This is a genomic window from Collimonas humicola (assembly GCF_018304945.1).
GTDB classification, from domain to species: domain Bacteria; phylum Pseudomonadota; class Gammaproteobacteria; order Burkholderiales; family Burkholderiaceae_D; genus Collimonas; species Collimonas humicola.
On record NZ_JAGQEE010000001.1, the window covers coordinates 1,763,526 to 1,779,591 of the forward strand.

Below are 16,066 nucleotides of genomic sequence, written 5' to 3' on the forward strand. Positions count from 1 at the left end.
CATGTTAAACGTTGACCAACTGAATCAGTACTACGGCTCCTCGCACACCTTGCGCGGCATCTCGCTGTCGCTGGAAAAAGGCAAGTGCCTGGCCCTTCTCGGCCGCAACGGCGTCGGCAAGACCACCCTGCTGAAATGCCTGATGGGCGTGCTGCCCAGCGCCAGCGGCAAGGTCATGCTGGAGGGGCGCGACATCACCAGCCTGAAGCCGCACCAGCGCGCTGCGCTGGGAATCGCCTATGTGCCGCAGGGACGCGAAATATTCGCCCGCCTGTCGGTGGAAGAAAACCTGCTGATGGGCATGGCCACCAAATCCGGCAAGCAAGCCTTGCTGATCAAGGAAGAAGTATATGAGCTGTTCCCGGTGCTGAAGGAAATGCTGCAGCGGCGCGGCGGCGACCTGTCCGGCGGCCAGCAGCAGCAGCTGGCGATCGCGCGCGCCCTGCTGGCGGAACCCAAGCTGATCATCCTGGATGAGCCGACAGAAGGCATCCAGCCCTCCATCATCAAGGATATCGGACGCGTGATCCGCCTGCTGCGCGAACGCGGCAACATCGGCATCCTGCTGTGTGAGCAGTATTTCGATTTCGCACGCGACCTGGCCGACAATTTCGTAGTGCTGTCGCGCGGCGAGGTGGTGGCTGCCGGCAGCCAGGCAGCCATGGATGACGACAGCGTGAAACGACACTTGGCGGTATAGTGCCGCATGGATAATCTGACTGTTCCAACGCTGCCCGACGCGCTGCCGGCTGAACAATTTCACAACAACTCCAACCAGGCCTGGCTGTCGCTCGCCTTCGCTGAGGACCAAGGCACCACGCGCCTGTTGGACCGCGCCCATTACGGCCCCCTGCGTGTGCAAAAGGCGCTGTATCCCGAGCACCCGTCGATCTGCCACGCCATCATCGTCCATCCGCCCGGCGGCGTGGTCGGGGGCGACGAACTGACGATCAAGGCCAGCGTCGGCGAAGGCGCCCATGCTTTCCTTACAACACCGGGCGCCGCCAAGTGGTACCAGGCCAACGGCAAGCTCTCACAGCAGCAAGTGCGGCTGCAAGTTGCCGGCGGCGCCGCGCTGGAATGGCTGCCGCAGGAAACCATTTTTTTCGACCGCGCCGAGGTCGCGCTGGAACATCAGGTAGAGCTGCAGGGCGACGCCCGCTATATCGGCGGCGAGATCCTGTGTTTCGGCCGCACCGCCTCGGGCGAATCGTTCAACAGCGGCCGCATCTCGCAGCAGACCAGCATCCGCCGCGACGGCAAATTATTGTGGTTTGAACAAGGCGCGATGGGAGGCGGCAGCGCCGCCATGCAAAGTCGTCTCGGATTGGCGGATTGCACGGTATGCGCCACTCTGGTGGTGGCCGGCAAGGTTTTCCCCGGCAGCTTTGTGCAGCAGCTGCGCGACTGCGCCAGCCAGCTGTCGGACGGCCGCGCCAGCGTCGGCGCCAGCCAGGTGAAATCGGTATTGGTATTGCGCCATCTCGGGCATTCCAGCGAACTGGCAAGGCAATGGACGATGCAGGCCTGGCAGATGCTGCGTCCGGAACTATTGGGGCATGCAGCGCATATACCGCGCATCTGGAACACTTGATATGCCGCCGCTGCGGGCCGTGATACAACCCGGCAGCGGCTTGCAGCAAACACGATCAACTAAAGTCACCGCACAAGAAAGAACCATATGGATCTGACGCCAAGAGAAAAGGACAAGCTGCTGATTTTCACGGCTGCCCTGCTGGCCGAGCGGCGCCTGGCGCGCGGCTTGAAGTTGAATTATCCGGAAGCGGTCGCCCTGATCAGCGCCGCCATCATGGAGGGCGCGCGCGACGGCAAGAGCGTGGCCGAGCTGATGTCCTACGGCAGCAAGATCTTGACGCGGGCCGATGTCATGGACGGCATCGCCGAAATGATTCCTGACATCCAGGTCGAAGCCACCTTCCCGGACGGCAGCAAGCTGGTCACCGTGCATCACCCGATTCCATAGCATAGAGACAAGCGGAGAACCCCATGATCCCAGGAGAAATGCTGGTCCAGGCCGGCGACATCGAGCTCAATGCCGGCCGCCGCGTGCACGCTGTGACGGTAGCCAACAGCGGCGACCGGCCGATCCAGATCGGTTCGCACTTTCATTTTTACGAAGTCAACCCGGCCTTGCTGTTCGAGCGCGAGGATGCCTACGGCATGCGGCTCAATATCGCCGCCGGCACCGCGGTGCGCTTCGAGCCGGGCCAGAAACGCACGGTGGAACTGGTGGAGCTGGCGGGCGACCGCATCGTCTACGGCTTCAACGGCAAGGTCATGGGCGCACTGACGAAACGAGTGAAATCATGAGCAAAATCTCAAGGCATGCCTACGCCGAAATGTACGGACCGACCGTCGGCGACCGCATCCGCCTGGCCGATACCGAACTCTTCATCGAAATCGAACACGACTACGCCGCCTACGGCGAAGAAGTGAAATTCGGCGGCGGCAAGGTGATCCGCGACGGCATGGGCCAGTCGCAGCGCTTGCACCGCGATGTCATGGACACGGTGGTCACCAACGCCGTGATCGTCGACCACTGGGGCATCGTCAAGGCCGACATCGGCATCAAGGGCGGCAAGATCGCCGCCATCGGCAAGGCCGGCAATCCCGATATCCAGCCGGACGTGGCCATGGTGATCGGCGGCGCCACCGAGATCATTGCCGGCGAAGGCAAGATCGTCACCGCCGGCGGCATCGATACCCACATCCATTTCATCTGCCCGCAGCAGATGGAAGAAGCCCTGATGAGCGGCGTCACCACCATGCTGGGCGGCGGCACCGGCCCGGCCGCGGGCTCCTTCGCCACCACCTGCACGCCCGGCCCCTGGCACCTGCATGCGATGCTGTCGGCGGCCGACGCCTTTCCGATGAACCTGGGTTTCCTCGGCAAGGGCAACATCAGCCTGCCGGGACCGCTGGAAGAGCAGGTGCGCGCCGGCGCCATCGGCCTCAAGCTGCATGAAGACTGGGGCTCGACCCCGGCCGCCATCGACAATTGCCTGAGCGTGGCCGACCGCATGGATGTGCAGGTCGCGATCCACAGCGACACCCTGAACGAAGGCGGCTTCCTGGAGCATACGCTGGCGGCGTTCCAGGACCGCACCATCCACACCTTCCATACCGAAGGCGCCGGCGGCGGCCACGCGCCGGACATCATCGCCGCGGTCGGCAACAGCAATGTGCTGCCCTCTTCCACCAACCCGACCCGGCCGTTTACCGTCAACACGCTGGACGAGCATCTCGACATGCTGATGGTCTGCCATCACCTCGATGCGGCGATCGCGGAAGACGTCGCCTTCGCCGAATCGCGCATCCGGCGCGAGACCATCGCCGCCGAAGATATCCTGCACGACATCGGCGCCATCAGCATGATGTCTTCCGATTCGCAAGCCATGGGCCGGGTCGGCGAAGTCATCATGCGCACCTGGCAGACCGCGCACAAGATGAAAGTCCAGCGCGGCGCGCTGCCGGAAGACAGCGGCAGCAAGGCAGACAATTTCCGGGTCAAGCGCTACATCGCCAAATACACCATCAATCCCGCCATCACCCATGGCATCTCGCACGTGGCGGGATCGATCGAAGTCGGCAAGATCGCCGACCTGGTGCTGTGGAAGCCGGCCTTCTTCGGCGTCAAGCCATCCACCATCCTGAAGAGCGGCATGATCGCGGCAGCGCAGATGGGCGATCCGAACGCTTCCATCCCGACGCCGCAGCCGGTGCACTACCGCATGATGTTCGGCGCCTATGGCGGCGGCCTCAAGACTTCGCTGACCTTTGTCTCGCAAGCGGCTTACGACGACGGCATCGCCGAGCGCTTGAAATTGAACAAGCCGGTGATAGCGATCAAGGACGTGCGCCATCTGCGCAAGCATCACATGATCCACAACAGCGCCACGCCGCACATGGAAGTCAATCCGGAAACCTATGAAGTGCGGGCCGACGGCGAGCTGCTGGTGTGCGAGCCGGCCAGCGTGCTGCCGATGGCGCAGCGTTATTTCCTGTTCTGATTCCGATTTTCATTCCCACATTGACGGCACAAGATGTTAATCCTCAACACCAAAGTAGAACACGCAGACCTGATCGAAGGCGAACTGATCCTGCCTTACGACCTGCGTGAAAAGAGCCGCCTGCGCGCCACCCTCAGCAGCGGCGAGGAAGTCGGCGTGTTCACCGTGCGCGGCACGGTGCTGCGCCATGGCGACCTGATCAAGGGCGCGGACGATAGCGGCAGGCAGCGCGTGGTCAAGGTGCTGGCGGCTGCCGAGACCACCTACCGCATCGAATGCCAGAACCCGCATGACCTGCTGCGCTGCGCTTTCCACCTGGGCAACCGCCACACGCAGGCGCACGTCGGCGAGGGCTTCCTGCGCATACGCAAGGACCCGGTGCTGAGGGAAATGCTGGAAGGCTTGCAAGCCAAGGTGACCGAAGAACTGGCGGCGTTCGAACCTGAATCCGGGGCATATGGACACGACAGCGGCGGTCATCACCACCATCACGACAGCCTGCTGGCGCCGGTGCCGCTGCGCCAGAAAATCCATCGCCCCGGCGATGCCGATAGCAACTGAGCGCTCATTTAAACAAATACACGATATGCAGCCGACCGCACTGCTCCACCTGCTGCAACTGGCCAGCCCGTCGCTGCCGATAGGCGCGTACAGCTATTCGCAAGGACTGGAGAGCGCCATCGACAAAGGCTGGGTCAAGGATGCGGCATCGGCGCATGGCTGGATCTGCGAACATTTGCAGCAAGTGGTTGCGCTGTTCGAGGCACCCGTGACATGGCGTCTGCTGCAGGCCTTCGAGCAGCGCGACGGCGCCGCCGTGCAGTTCTGGACTGAACGCTTCATCGCCGCCCGCGACAGCGCCGAATTCCGCGCCGAAACCATACAGATGGGCTATTCGCTGGGCAAGCTGGCGATCGAATTGCAGATCGGCGACGCCACCCTGCTGGCTATCCTGCAGGCGCAGCCGGAACTGCCGCTGCCGACCGCCTACGCTTATGCCGCAGTCGCCTTGCGGGTGCCGCATCAGGCCGCCTTGCTGGGCATGCTGTTTTCCTGGGCGGAAAACCAGGTGCTGGTGTGCGTCAAGACCATTCCACTGGGCCAGGTCGCCGGCCAGCGCCTGCTGCTGTCCTTGCAGGCGGAACTGCAAGCTGCCGCCGCGCGCGCGCAGCGGCTGGCCGATCACGAATTATGCAACTGGGCGCCCGGCCTGTCGCTGCTGTCGATGCAGCATGAAGAACAGTACAGCCGCCTCTACCGATCCTGAAACCAAGCACTCACACTTCTTAAGCGATTCTCAAAATGAGCACTTCCTCCACCTCCAATCCCCTGCGCGTCGGCATCGGCGGCCCGGTCGGTTCCGGCAAGACCGCGCTGTGCGAAATGCTGTGCAAGGGCATGCGCGACCACTACGACATGGCGGTCATCACCAACGACATCTACACCAAGGAAGATATGGAGATCCTGCTGCGCGCCGATGCGCTGCCGGCGGAACGCCTGATGGGCGTGGAGACCGGCGGCTGTCCGCACACCGCCATCCGCGAAGACGCCTCGATCAACCTGGAAGCGATCGCGCGCATGAGCGCGGATTTCCCCAACCTGGACCTGATCCTGCTGGAATCCGGCGGCGACAACCTTGCCGCCACCTTCAGCCCGGAGCTGTCGGACCTGACCATCTACGTGATCGACGTCGCCGGCGGCGAAAAAATCCCGCGCAAGGGCGGCCCCGGCATCACCCGCTCCGACCTGCTGATCATCAACAAGACCGACCTCGCGCCCTATGTCGGCGCCAACCTGAACGTGATGGCGCACGACGCCAAAAGAATGCGCGGCGAACGGCCGTTCATTTTCACCAACCTGCGCAGCGGCGACGGCGTCGAGCAAGTGATCGCTTTCATTCGCAGGCAAGGGCTGCTTGATGAACCCAAATAAGCAACCCAAATAAGCGTTCGTACAGATCGCTTTCTTACTTCCTCACAGGAACCAGCCATGTCCCATCTTTCAGCCAGAACCTGCGGCCGCATCAGCGCCTTGACCCTCGCCGTACTTGGCGTCAGCGCTGCCCTGGCCCATCCCGGCCATCCCGACGCCTTCGGCTTCAACGACGGCTTCGCCCATCCATTCAGCGGCCTCGACCATTTGCTGGCGATGCTGGCGGTCGGCCTGTGGGCTGCGCAAAACAAGCGCTCGGCGCTGTGGGTATTGCCGCTGGCGTTTCCGCTGATGATGGCGGCAGGCGCCTTGCTGGCGCTGGCCGGCGTCGCGCTGCCGGGTGTGGAAACCGGCATCGCCGTCTCGGTCGCCGTGCTCGGCCTGCTGATCGCCTTCGCCATCCGCATGCCGGTGTGGGCAGGTGCCGCCGTGGTGTCGGTATTTGCCTTGTTCCATGGCTACGCCCACGGCAGCGAATTGCCGCATGGCGCATCGGCACTCTGGTACGGCGCCGGCTTTGTCGCCGCCACCGCCCTGCTGCATCTGTCGGGCCTGGCGATCGGACTGGCCGCCGGCCAGAAAACGGCGGCGCAGGCGGTGCGCGTAGGCAGCATCGCAATTGCGGCGGTAGGCGGCTGCCTGCTGAGCGGGGCGTTCTAAAAATCCGGATCGCACGGCGCCGGCAACATGCGGCGATCACCAAGGCTAGAATAAAGGTCAGCTTGTTCCGCAATGGATTGCGAGACAAGCCGGCTTTTTTGTCCGCCGCCAGGCACATGCAAATATGCTAAGGTCTCATCTGCCGATTTTGCCTATTCAGACTGGATACATCATGACTTCATCGATTGCCTACCGCATTCCGGGACGCGCCCGCGATCTGGGCGAACTGGTAGTGCGCCGCGTCCTACCCGCCGGCCACCACCAGAGCGTCGGCCCGTTCCTGTTTTTCGACCACATGGGGCCGGTCGCATTCGCCAGCGGCCAGGGCATAGACGTGCGGCCGCATCCGCATATCGGCCTGGCCACCGTCACCTATCTGTTCGAGGGCGCGATCCGCCATCGCGACAGCCTCGGCAACGACCAGGAAATCATTCCTGGGGACGTCAACTGGATGACCGCCGGCCGCGGCATCGTCCATACCGAACGCACGCCCGACGCGCAGCGCGCCGACGGCTGGCGCCTGCACGGCATCCAGACCTGGGTGGCGCTGCCGCTGGCCGATGAAGAATGCGCGCCGGCCTTTGCCCATCACCCGGCCGCCAGCCTGCCCTTGATCCAGGGCGAGGGCTACCAGTTGCGCGTGATCGCCGGCCGCGCCTTCGGCCAGGAAGCGCCGGTCAAGGTCAGTTCGCCGACCCTGTATGTCGCCGCCGACATGACCGCCGGCGCGCAGTTCACGCTGGCGCCGGAATATCCGCAGCAAGCCGTCTATGTCGCCAGCGGCAGCGTCACCCTCGATGGCGAAGCCCTGGAGCTGGGCGTGCTGGCGGTATTGCAGCCGGACGTAGCGGTCAACATCGTTGCCAGCGAGCCGTCCCAGGTCATGCTGCTGGGCGGCGAGCCTGTCGACGGCCCGCGCTTGATCTGGTGGAATTTCGTCGCCAGCAACTCTGAACTGATCGAGACCGCCAAGCAAAACTGGCGCGAGCAGCGTTTCGACCCGGTGCCGGGGGACCCTGAATGGATTCCACTGCCGGCTGCCTGAGATGTTCCTTACAATTAAAGTCGAAAACATTGGTGACCCTTCAGAACAAAGATGCTAACTACTGGAAACGCCCATTAGTTGGGGATGCGACTAGGCTATTAGTTTGGATACAAACTGGGAACAAGGCTGGAAACTCTTCTGCTGCAGGGTGTACCAGCTGGTTCGCGCTAACCTTTCCTGGTGGCGTTGACCTCGGTTCATGAATGACCACCAAATGCGTGTTGCGACAAGCGGCAAGCGCCGCCATCACATGGTCAAGCAGGTTCCTTGAGCGCCTGCAATGCGGCTGCGGAAATTGATGTTGACGGGATTGGCCTGCCTCAGATGTAATCCTGAACGGCGGGTTCAATTCACATAGCTGCCGTTCGCCGATTCAAATAGCAAACACTTTAGCGTCGCTTTTTTTGAATGGCCGGGTTCTAAACTTTGAGAGACCGGACCCGACCCAAAGGCGACATAGCGATTTCTCTAAACCGGTCATACGACTTTGGAATTTTTGAAAATCGCCTCTTGTCCGCGCATCAAAGACAGGCGATCAAGGTGGCGTAACCGTCACATAGGAACTAGATTGCCACGCATCGCGTTGCAATTTTCCTCGAGCGTACAAACCAACCATAACGGTGTCATCGTCAAGGTCGGAGCAAGTCAAGAAGGAACTCGTTGTAAGAATACTCAGTGAGCTTCTCGGGCGACTTTTTGAGCGGTGGGGGCGTAATGCTAAACGAGTAACTGAATTTCATATCTCACTCTTAAACCTGCGCTCAAAAAAAGGAAGGGGGGAAGATAGCGCCTGCTTCTGGCCGATTGTCGCCAGCGTGGATCTCTTCGATCATATCGAAGCGTTGGATTGCTGGACCGCTTCGCAAACTTTTTGGCCAGCCTCTCCTAAAATATAGATAGGTGACTTGATCCCCGCAATTTTCAAACATGCTTTCTTACCGAAGAAACTAGATCTCAATCCGGCTGACTCTATAGAATGCCATGGAACACGCAAAGGCTTAAATATGATAGTTAGAGGAAGGGTCGAGCGGAGCCAAAGAGCATCAGGATATACCTCAACAGCTACGACGATCTTGGTGTCTTTGAGAGAAGCAGGTACCCAGCGGTAGGAGCCATTTGAAATTAATTCGTTCGGGCTTTCTCGATCACACCGATATTTTTCTTCAAGAGTCTTCCAGCCAGTTAGCCAGCGCACGAGGAAAATGTAAGCCCCAAAGAAGGTAACTGCCACAAGAACAAAATTTAAAATTCCCACGATAGATTTCTACGCCACGGTTATATTATCGAGACAAATTTATCCATTGATTTGTCAGCGGCCGGTGATGACCGTTTTGAGCCGGCCACAACAGGTCGATTTCGACCCTAAGCCGCCAGTCGAGTTTCCCCAAAGCGGGCGCTCAACATGTTACTTCTGCGGTTCCTGAGTGTTGGCACTGCATATATCGGCCTCTAAGCGTTTGTCATCAAAATAATACCAACACCCATGCCCAGCACCCAAGCAGCCGAGAGAAGAAACAACCACAAATCCCAGCGTTCTTTGATGATGGCGTTTGGCCTACTTGTGCTGATTAAGAGGAACGAAATAGCTTTAGTGACTGGATGAAGTTTGTTTGGCTCGTCGACACCTATCGTGCAAAGTATCCCAAACAGAAGTGTAACGCCTATAAAAACCAGAAATACGTGAAGGAACCAACCTGAAGGGAGAGCCCACGCCGAAAAGGCGCCCAGGGCGAACGAGCCGAAAATTTGCAGCATGCGGTTGTTTTTCATATCCAGTATAACTTCGTGGTACAACGAAAACGTAATGACAACTGTAGCTGGCCGGCAGTGGCCGAAAACGGATGGTCTGCCATAGCCTGTGGATTCATCCGGTTTGCATCAAAGCGGCCCCTCACGGTCCGTGGCAAGCTCCAAATCATGAATTAATCTGGTGTTGAGATGTACTTGATTTGGACGACGCGTCCACAGTAGAAAGAGCTGGCGCTTTTGGAACTTATCGCGACAGAGCGCGGATAGGAAATCTGCAACGTTTCTGCATCAAGCCAGTCGAGCGTGACTTTGTCGAATTCGCAATCCGCGACAAACACTCCGCCTCCTCCTCGAGACTGCCCTACTACCAACTCAACCATTACCTGCATTTGCGGAGTAGTGAGAGCCGAGCTTGGCGTTATTTCAAAAGCCGTGGCTAGCCCGCGTCCGTCAGGGGATGAAACTTTGATTGAGGGAACTACGACGATTTTCCGTCGACGCGGTCGCCGTAAAGGTGGTGGCGGTGAAAGCAGTTTATCTTTTAGGGCCGAAAGAACTGCGCCGCGGCGTATAGCGGAGGCACCATTCCATTTGTTGAGATCGCGCCCACTGTCAATCACTTCAATGGCGCGGGTCTGAACTTCTTGCCCAAGGCAGCCGAACTTCCACTGGGTTGCGGCAAGCGCCAGCCAAAACGTTGGCCCATCATCGATATCGTCGATTGCAGTGGACCAAGACTGCACGAGTGACTGGGTTGCGTCGGTAGCGCTAACCCCACGGGCCAATAGTTCGGTGAATTCATCACGTACGTCGGACGCCACGTCGTCTGCAAAAAGAGAGGTGCTGGAGGTGCCCATATCTGTATTAGTTGTTCATTAAATTGAACGTCTGACTCTCGCCGATTTTCGCACTTGAGACTTTTGCCTATGCCCATTCTGTGACCCACGAAAAGCTGATTACTGGCTTTAACTGTAGCGAGAAAAAGCCAATCCCCGGTTGTTGGAATTTGAGGAATAGGACTTCTCGTTGAGAGTTACTCTCGAGGTTCCAATCGACCACACCCCTCAAGTTAAAATCTGTGCGAAGCGTATCGTTGTGCCACCACCTGAATGAAATCTCACCATCATCTGGTGCAATGATGGCTACTATCCGGTCACAGTTGCGAACCGACACGAATTTCGCGCCGTAGTACCATCCCACTTCAGGGTGGAGTATCACGGGTTCGGCTTCAAAAAAACCTAGATAGTCGGTAAGTTCGGGACGGTCTGACATAGAGTTCCAACGAGTATGCAGTTAAACGGGGCGCACATCGTGTCGAGAGTCAAGTATCGCGGTTGCATTAAAGGACTGTTTTTGGCAGTTCACAGACCCTTTGTGCGCGTCAACTAGGTATCACGACTCTTTCTCAGAGCGAGTCCCCGCAGAATCTCTAAGCGATTCGCAGGAGTATTAGAAGCAAAGAACTCTGGAATAGTCGTTGCATCGCGCTGCGGTCTGGATAGAAATGCCACAGGCCATTCAGTAATTCGCTGCTCCTGAACATGAACATATTGTCCGGGAATTGATTCCTCAATGTACTTACGTTGCAAGACTAACACCAGCGGCTCCTCTGTTCCGTCATTAGTTCTGGAAAATGCATCGGCATCTTCGTAACTGGCAAAGGCGTAATAATAATCAGATCCATCCTCATCATCGGGCGCCCCTCGTTCTGTGTGACACCACACTCTGTATTCGAGAACAGCATCCCAAACAAAACCACCACCAGCCTTTGCAAGGGCTGGGTACGTACCTACTTTGGAAGGTTCGAGTACGGGAGGATATTGCACAATCGGGCCCTTTCGTAATTTAAATTTTAAAAAAATGCTAGCGAAGGGACGTTTTTAATGCCGGCTATTGGCCGCGTGCTGCTGGCTTATTGCTGCATTGTTAGTTAGAACACGAGATATATCGCCCAATTGCCAGTCTTGCTTATTACACTAAATGCCCGCGACTTCACGAAAACCCTTGGCCCAGAAAACCCCATCTCTGGAATACGATGAGGCGAATTCCACTTCGTAGTTCGCGTTACCCCATTGACGATCCGTGATATCAGTCACAGTACATTCGCATCCAAACGGCATAGGTATGCTAAAACCGCCTTGGCCATTTGTGACAATTGCAGTTAACTCAATCCAATTGCTGTCGCCCAAACAAAGTACTGCCCGATCAATACGTTGGGCATGATGATCAATTTCCAAATACAGTTTTGATAAACAACCACCAGCCATTTTAGTCATATTGAATCGCCATCAATTTTGCGGACACTATCGACCGTCCGCGATTGGTCGAAATCTGCCCGTTAATTTTTTTGAATATCAGGGTAATTAGTTCGAATCCATTCGGCCATTTCATGTTTATCAAATGCTATTAAATAGGCAACTACGTCCCGATTTTCTGCGTCAATAACATGTAAATTAGCTCCTGATTTTGCAAACCAAGCGAACAGTTCTTTATATCCCAAAGACGCGACCTCGAAAATGACAGGCTCGCCAAATTCATTCTTTGTGTCTATATTCGCGCCGTTGGCGTGCAGCCATTCAACTCCTTCCAAATCGTTTTCAACAGCAACGAAATGAAGGACTGTTTCACCAATTGAGTTCGTGGAACTTAACAAAGACGGCTTTTTTTTAACGAGCAGTGATGCCTCTACGAAATCGTGCGAATATACGGCATTACGCAAGGTGTACCATGACTCATCAGTAGAATTTATTTGTTTCTCTTCCAATTTATTGTCCTTCATTGTCTTGGAAAATTTTTGGTCCGTTTGGCTAATATTTTTGTCTAAATCGGTGGCACATCCAACTAATAAAGTTGAAAATGAAGTTATTAGTAAACTGATGATTTTTTTTCGTTCAATTAATCTCATTTATTTACGTTAATTTCTGTGATTTTTTGACTAACCGCTCTTGGCCGAAAACTGACGGTCTGCTATAGCCTGTGGATTCATTCGGTTCGCATCAAGACGGCCCTTCACAGCCCTTTGCCTCATATTTTCGTGCGTCGTACGTATAGCCAAGCTCCCAAGGGTGCCCCTAAAATGGGACAAGAAAAAGCTAGTACAACACCCAATAAACCCATCAATTGAACTGATCCTGGCGCCAGAAGCATTACAGCCATAAATACAAAAGGTCCCAACCCTGAGGCCAGTCCATGAAGTATCTTACGACTCTGGCTGAATGATGCCGATATATATCCGCCACACATATTGTAGATAATGGGTACCATGAACCATACGTAATCTACCGGGTCTCCCGAAAGAGTAGTTGGAATTTTCATTCCCAGCCAACGAAAAACGTGAAACTGCAGTGTACCGAAAAAGGCGCTCAGAGCAATCGACACACATGCTCCCAAAAACACGGCGCGCCAATTCATAGATTTTGACGCTGGGTATTCGATATTCATTTTTGTCCGTTAAATTTCTACTTCTGATTGGGATCGCCGCTTCTCTATTTATTGAGACGCCGGCGTCTGATTGAAGGATGGCCCTCGATCAAGGGCTAACGACTACGTGTGCATTTACCAAAATCGCCACCAAGGTTTTTGATTTAATTCGCCATTCTTTTTTGCTAAATCGGCAAGTGTTTTAATTAAATGCGCATTCGCCTTTTGAGCAACTTCTGGCAGTTGCTCATACGAAGTTCTTTGCAAGGCAATATTTGCGGCGACATTTGCGACAATGAGCTTTTTACCAACTGGCGAAAAATAGAATTTAATTACCTCCGCCAACTCTCGTTCTGTCAAATTCGACGAGTACGCCTGAGCCATTGATGCGAGGAGCATATTGGTGTCGATATACCCGCAAGCTTCTGTATAAAATTCCCTGAATGCTCCCACCACTTGCGGCCAAAGTATGGATCCAGGCGCAATACCATTGAAGATGTCGGGATTTGACTTAAGGTAACTTTCGGGGGTAACTACTCCCGCCACTTCCTTGCAGCGACTCAACATATCCTGGAGTTGCATATCGTACTTCAGCATTGCAACAAGCTCGCTTGCAGATGTAAGCCGCCGATCGTTCGCTGTGCGAGTTGCTCCATATGAGCTCGGTCCACTAAGAGAAATCACCATCGTACTACCTACAAGCCACAATAATATTGGCTTGAATCGTTTAATCCTCATATCAGTCTCGCTTCGTATTAGATGCGTGTCATTCTTACGGAGTTGAATATTGACTCAGCTTTGAGAGTGTTCGGATAGCCTCGCAGCATCATTTAAGACTAGTCCGTCAACGGCCGCTACTGGCCGATTGCAGCCAATAAAATCATTGGTCGCTCTAGACTTGAACTGGCATTTCTTGTCAGATCAAGTCAGCGTTAATGCACATGAAATATGTCATTGCAAGACCTGACATCGATCCTGCTATTTAGATTATTTGAAAGGTTTGCTTACCAAATACGATGCCAAATCTTGCGCATCGATCCCAAGGCATCCTGCCGCCAACCATTTTTCAAAATAGTCGGGATATGCTGCATAAAAATGGGAACCGTCTTTCGCTTTTTTTATCTCTGTACCGAACTTAGCGACAAATAGTATGTGGTCCAATGCCATTCTACAAAAAGTAAGCTCATCTTCGGATTTAGGTATATTTTTGGAGGAATTTGAATGAAATTTAGACTCACCTTCCAATAAATCAGCAATATCCTTGGCACGACCGTTTTCAACGAGCATCCGTACAAGGTTCGCGTCTATTTTTGACATAGTCATTTATGTTCTACTATATAGTTTGCAGTTAAGCGTCTGTATCGCCGCAAAAAAACGTGAAATTCTCATGTCGGACCTAACGACCGATCTTGGCCGTTTTGAGCCGGCCGCAACATGTCGATTTCGACCCAAACCCGCCATCGCTACAGCTTCAAAGCTGCCAGTCCGCGCGGAAAGATAAGGGTTCCGTCTGTACCGTAAGATTCAAGCAATCCAACTCACGAGCGCAGTCAATATTGGATTAAGCCATCATCGGTTAGGCTCATAGGGGTCGATTTTTGGCTCGATAAGTTCGTCATCCATAGTGACTATAAAGTTCATTGTTGGCCATACACCCGTCATAGGTTGTCCCTTCAGGACGTAACGAAATCTCACTTCGTACATCCATTTCGCTTCTTGTAAGCCAGGTATAAGGGATATTTCCTCTAGATTCCATCCAAAGCCGTCTGGTATTGGAATAGAAGACAAACGAGTCTGCGCCAACTGCAATGCGCGTTGAGCGCTGACGGGAGGGTTAGGAGATAGCAAAGGGCTCCAAGACCGCATCGATGCGTATTTTTCTTTAGATATGACGAATGCAAATCGCTTTCCATTGAGATAGCTGTAATGCACATCTCCCTGCGTGATAGTGCTGGGTGCTTGGGCGAACACAAGAGATGGATATACGAGAAGGAGGATTCTAAAAATCCGCATGACATCATGGCTAGTACATAGTATTCGCATACTTCGTTTTCACTCATCTCCGCAAATTAAAAAAATTGTTTGGATAATATCAAATAGATGTTACGCCTGACTGTCTCTTAATGGCCGTTTGAAGCCAACTTCAAGGGCTGGCCGCTTCTCGAATGGCCTGCTCGTACTGAACGGATTCAAATTGGAATGGCCCTAGCCCTTCAATCAACCAGGCAGGCTCATAGTCGTTTTCATAGGCAAACTCGCTCCAAAACACTGCCTCAGATTTCTTCTCAATTAGTACTGAGTATCTTCCGCAGCTGATATCGCTACATTCCGGGCAGATGTAGAGCCCGACTCTTCGAGGCGCATTGTCAGAGGTAGGCAAAATTTCATCAAGGGCCATCTTGATAGCATCTTCGGAGCCTCGAACGAAACAGCCCATGAAATCGCCGTGCCCGCCATTGATTGCAACGAGAAGATGCAGCAAGGACTGACCGTTAATCAAGAAATCGGAAGAGTCGCGTTCGGTTTTAGTACCGCCGTTTCGAGACATGCCCCTGGGGAGAGAGGTGTCGGCATTGTTGAGTTCCATGATAGTAGCACCGACGCCTCGATACCCAGGGCGATGAAGTTTAGTATGAGTTAGTACGGCATAAGTCATTTAAGATTTCCAGTTACTTTCAAGACCAATATCTGGATGGCGGAAATTGGCCGACTGCAACCGGTTGATTGGTTAGTGGTGAGTTCTAGCCTTTGCGTTAAGCATGGCAACGATAGGATGCTGGTTAAAACCCGGAAATGCCCTTTCAGTTGGCACAAAAAGTATTTTTTTGCCGAAGGGCGTGGCCTGTCGAAAATATAGCCAAACTACATCGGGCTTCATTCCGAGACTACCAGATGCTTTTTCGAGATTTGATAGCGGAACCCGAACTTCCTGCCGAAAATTTGATATCACCAAAGTCGCGCCATCGAGTGAGATTTTCTTTGCTCGACCAAAGAACCAGTACTCAAGAAATAAAATGACGCCAGAGGTAAATAGAACCAACGGTGCGTTATATCTATCCTCAGCTAGCACCCGAAAATATATAACGCAAGCTACCACCGCCAACAATACTGGCAGTATAAATTTATAAAAATAGGTCGACGACGACGAAAGTGATTGCATAGTTAGAGGATGGATTTTGGCATACTGAATGGCCGCTTTCACGAAATCTCTTAAATGGCTGCTTCTGGC

The 16,066-nt window shown here is 54.6% G+C and carries 20 protein-coding genes; 10 read left to right on the forward strand and 10 right to left on the reverse strand.

All coding sequences use genetic code 11. From position 1 onward, the window contains the following. Position 1 precedes the first annotated feature (1 nt). The 10 genes from urtE to KHU30_RS07950 all read left to right on the forward strand — a co-directional run bounded on the left by urtE (position 2) and on the right by KHU30_RS07950 (position 7,668). Positions 2-700 (forward strand): urea ABC transporter ATP-binding subunit UrtE, encoded by a 699-nt coding sequence (gene urtE, locus KHU30_RS07905; RefSeq protein ID WP_211441993.1) that lies wholly within the window; start codon positions 2-4, stop codon positions 698-700. Between the two features lie 6 nt (positions 701-706). Then, on the forward strand, positions 707-1,594 hold the full coding sequence (locus KHU30_RS07910; RefSeq protein ID WP_211441994.1) for an urease accessory protein UreD: 888 nt from the start codon (positions 707-709) through the stop codon (positions 1,592-1,594). Positions 1,595-1,681: 87 nt separating this feature from the next. Beyond that, on the forward strand, positions 1,682-1,984 hold the full coding sequence (locus KHU30_RS07915) for an urease subunit gamma (RefSeq protein WP_092356730.1): 303 nt from the start codon (positions 1,682-1,684) through the stop codon (positions 1,982-1,984). Between the two features lie 23 nt (positions 1,985-2,007). Next, positions 2,008-2,331: an urease subunit beta gene (locus KHU30_RS07920; RefSeq protein ID WP_211441995.1), complete on the forward strand. Its 324-nt coding sequence runs from the start codon at positions 2,008-2,010 to the stop codon at positions 2,329-2,331. Further along, on the forward strand, positions 2,328-4,031 hold the full coding sequence (ureC, locus tag KHU30_RS07925; protein WP_211441996.1) for an urease subunit alpha: 1,704 nt from the start codon (positions 2,328-2,330) through the stop codon (positions 4,029-4,031). The genes KHU30_RS07920 and ureC overlap by 4 nt, the downstream gene beginning before the upstream one ends. A 33-nt stretch (positions 4,032-4,064) precedes the next feature. Next, positions 4,065-4,592, forward strand: coding sequence for an urease accessory protein UreE (gene ureE / locus KHU30_RS07930; RefSeq protein ID WP_211441997.1), 528 nt, complete (start codon positions 4,065-4,067; stop codon positions 4,590-4,592). 25 nt (positions 4,593-4,617) lie between these two features. Beyond that, a complete protein-coding gene (locus KHU30_RS07935) occupies positions 4,618-5,298 on the forward strand; it encodes an urease accessory protein UreF (RefSeq protein WP_211441998.1) in 681 nt (226 codons plus the stop codon). A gap of 35 nt (positions 5,299-5,333) precedes the next feature. Further along, positions 5,334-5,963, forward strand: a complete 630-nt coding sequence (gene ureG, locus KHU30_RS07940) for an urease accessory protein UreG (protein WP_211441999.1) — start codon at positions 5,334-5,336, stop codon at positions 5,961-5,963. Between the two features lie 57 nt (positions 5,964-6,020). Further along, positions 6,021-6,623, forward strand: a complete 603-nt coding sequence (locus tag KHU30_RS07945) for a HupE/UreJ family protein (protein WP_211442000.1) — start codon at positions 6,021-6,023, stop codon at positions 6,621-6,623. Positions 6,624-6,795: 172 nt separating this feature from the next. After that, on the forward strand, positions 6,796-7,668 hold the full coding sequence (locus KHU30_RS07950) for a pirin family protein (RefSeq protein WP_211442001.1): 873 nt from the start codon (positions 6,796-6,798) through the stop codon (positions 7,666-7,668). Between the two features lie 829 nt (positions 7,669-8,497). Here the strand turns inward: KHU30_RS07950 and KHU30_RS07955 are convergent. From KHU30_RS07955 to KHU30_RS08000, 10 genes are all read right to left on the reverse strand, one after another. Beyond that, positions 8,498-8,923, reverse strand: a complete 426-nt coding sequence (locus KHU30_RS07955; protein WP_211442002.1) for a hypothetical protein — start codon at positions 8,921-8,923, stop codon at positions 8,498-8,500. A 194-nt stretch (positions 8,924-9,117) separates the two neighbouring features. After that, the gene (locus tag KHU30_RS07960) at positions 9,118-9,438 is read right to left on the reverse strand and encodes a hypothetical protein (RefSeq protein WP_211442003.1); all 321 of its coding nucleotides are present in this window, start codon (positions 9,436-9,438) and stop codon (positions 9,118-9,120) included. Positions 9,439-9,590: 152 nt separating this feature from the next. Next, complete coding sequence (locus tag KHU30_RS07965) at positions 9,591-10,274, reverse strand: hypothetical protein (protein ID WP_211442004.1); 684 nt, start codon at positions 10,272-10,274, stop codon at positions 9,591-9,593. Positions 10,275-10,802: 528 nt separating this feature from the next. Further along, positions 10,803-11,243 carry a GCN5 family acetyltransferase gene (locus KHU30_RS07970; protein WP_230427232.1) on the reverse strand — a complete coding sequence of 147 codons (441 nt, stop codon included), beginning with the start codon at positions 11,241-11,243 and terminating at the stop codon, positions 10,803-10,805. 150 nt (positions 11,244-11,393) lie between these two features. Further along, positions 11,394-11,693, reverse strand: coding sequence for a hypothetical protein (locus KHU30_RS07975; RefSeq protein WP_211442005.1), 300 nt, complete (start codon positions 11,691-11,693; stop codon positions 11,394-11,396). 62 nt (positions 11,694-11,755) lie between these two features. Continuing rightward, positions 11,756-12,322, reverse strand: coding sequence for an ankyrin repeat domain-containing protein (locus KHU30_RS07980; protein WP_211442006.1), 567 nt, complete (start codon positions 12,320-12,322; stop codon positions 11,756-11,758). 650 nt (positions 12,323-12,972) lie between these two features. After that, the gene (locus tag KHU30_RS07985; RefSeq protein WP_211442007.1) at positions 12,973-13,434 is read right to left on the reverse strand and encodes a DUF2059 domain-containing protein; all 462 of its coding nucleotides are present in this window, start codon (positions 13,432-13,434) and stop codon (positions 12,973-12,975) included. A 390-nt stretch (positions 13,435-13,824) separates the two neighbouring features. Next, entirely contained in the window at positions 13,825-14,160 is a 336-nt protein-coding gene (locus tag KHU30_RS07990; RefSeq protein WP_211442008.1) for a hypothetical protein, read from the reverse strand. 820 nt (positions 14,161-14,980) lie between these two features. Continuing rightward, positions 14,981-15,493, reverse strand: coding sequence for a hypothetical protein (locus tag KHU30_RS07995; RefSeq protein ID WP_211442009.1), 513 nt, complete (start codon positions 15,491-15,493; stop codon positions 14,981-14,983). Positions 15,494-15,565: 72 nt separating this feature from the next. Continuing rightward, positions 15,566-16,039, reverse strand: coding sequence for a hypothetical protein (locus KHU30_RS08000; protein ID WP_211442010.1), 474 nt, complete (start codon positions 16,037-16,039; stop codon positions 15,566-15,568). Positions 16,040-16,066 lie beyond the last annotated feature (27 nt).

Excerpts from the sequence above, each read along its gene's own strand:
- urtE (WP_211441993.1), top strand. The coding sequence starts at position 2 with ATGTTAAACGTTGACCAACTGAATCAGTACTACGGCTCCTCGCACACC.
- KHU30_RS07910 (WP_211441994.1), top strand. The coding sequence starts at position 707 with ATGGATAATCTGACTGTTCCAACGCTGCCCGACGCGCTGCCGGCTGAA.
- KHU30_RS07915 (WP_092356730.1), top strand. The coding sequence starts at position 1,682 with ATGGATCTGACGCCAAGAGAAAAGGACAAGCTGCTGATTTTCACGGCT.
- KHU30_RS07920 (WP_211441995.1), top strand. The coding sequence starts at position 2,008 with ATGATCCCAGGAGAAATGCTGGTCCAGGCCGGCGACATCGAGCTCAAT.
- ureC (WP_211441996.1), top strand. The coding sequence starts at position 2,328 with ATGAGCAAAATCTCAAGGCATGCCTACGCCGAAATGTACGGACCGACC.
- ureE (WP_211441997.1), top strand. The coding sequence starts at position 4,065 with ATGTTAATCCTCAACACCAAAGTAGAACACGCAGACCTGATCGAAGGC.
- KHU30_RS07935 (WP_211441998.1), top strand. The coding sequence starts at position 4,618 with ATGCAGCCGACCGCACTGCTCCACCTGCTGCAACTGGCCAGCCCGTCG.
- ureG (WP_211441999.1), top strand. The coding sequence starts at position 5,334 with ATGAGCACTTCCTCCACCTCCAATCCCCTGCGCGTCGGCATCGGCGGC.
- KHU30_RS07945 (WP_211442000.1), top strand. The coding sequence starts at position 6,021 with ATGTCCCATCTTTCAGCCAGAACCTGCGGCCGCATCAGCGCCTTGACC.
- KHU30_RS07950 (WP_211442001.1), top strand. The coding sequence starts at position 6,796 with ATGACTTCATCGATTGCCTACCGCATTCCGGGACGCGCCCGCGATCTG.
- KHU30_RS07960 (WP_211442003.1), bottom strand. The coding sequence starts at position 9,438 with ATGAAAAACAACCGCATGCTGCAAATTTTCGGCTCGTTCGCCCTGGGC.
- KHU30_RS07965 (WP_211442004.1), bottom strand. The coding sequence starts at position 10,274 with ATGGGCACCTCCAGCACCTCTCTTTTTGCAGACGACGTGGCGTCCGAC.
- KHU30_RS07975 (WP_211442005.1), bottom strand. The coding sequence starts at position 11,693 with ATGACTAAAATGGCTGGTGGTTGTTTATCAAAACTGTATTTGGAAATT.
- KHU30_RS07980 (WP_211442006.1), bottom strand. The coding sequence starts at position 12,322 with ATGAGATTAATTGAACGAAAAAAAATCATCAGTTTACTAATAACTTCA.
- KHU30_RS07985 (WP_211442007.1), bottom strand. The coding sequence starts at position 13,434 with ATGCTGAAGTACGATATGCAACTCCAGGATATGTTGAGTCGCTGCAAG.
- KHU30_RS07990 (WP_211442008.1), bottom strand. The coding sequence starts at position 14,160 with ATGACTATGTCAAAAATAGACGCGAACCTTGTACGGATGCTCGTTGAA.
- KHU30_RS07995 (WP_211442009.1), bottom strand. The coding sequence starts at position 15,493 with ATGACTTATGCCGTACTAACTCATACTAAACTTCATCGCCCTGGGTAT.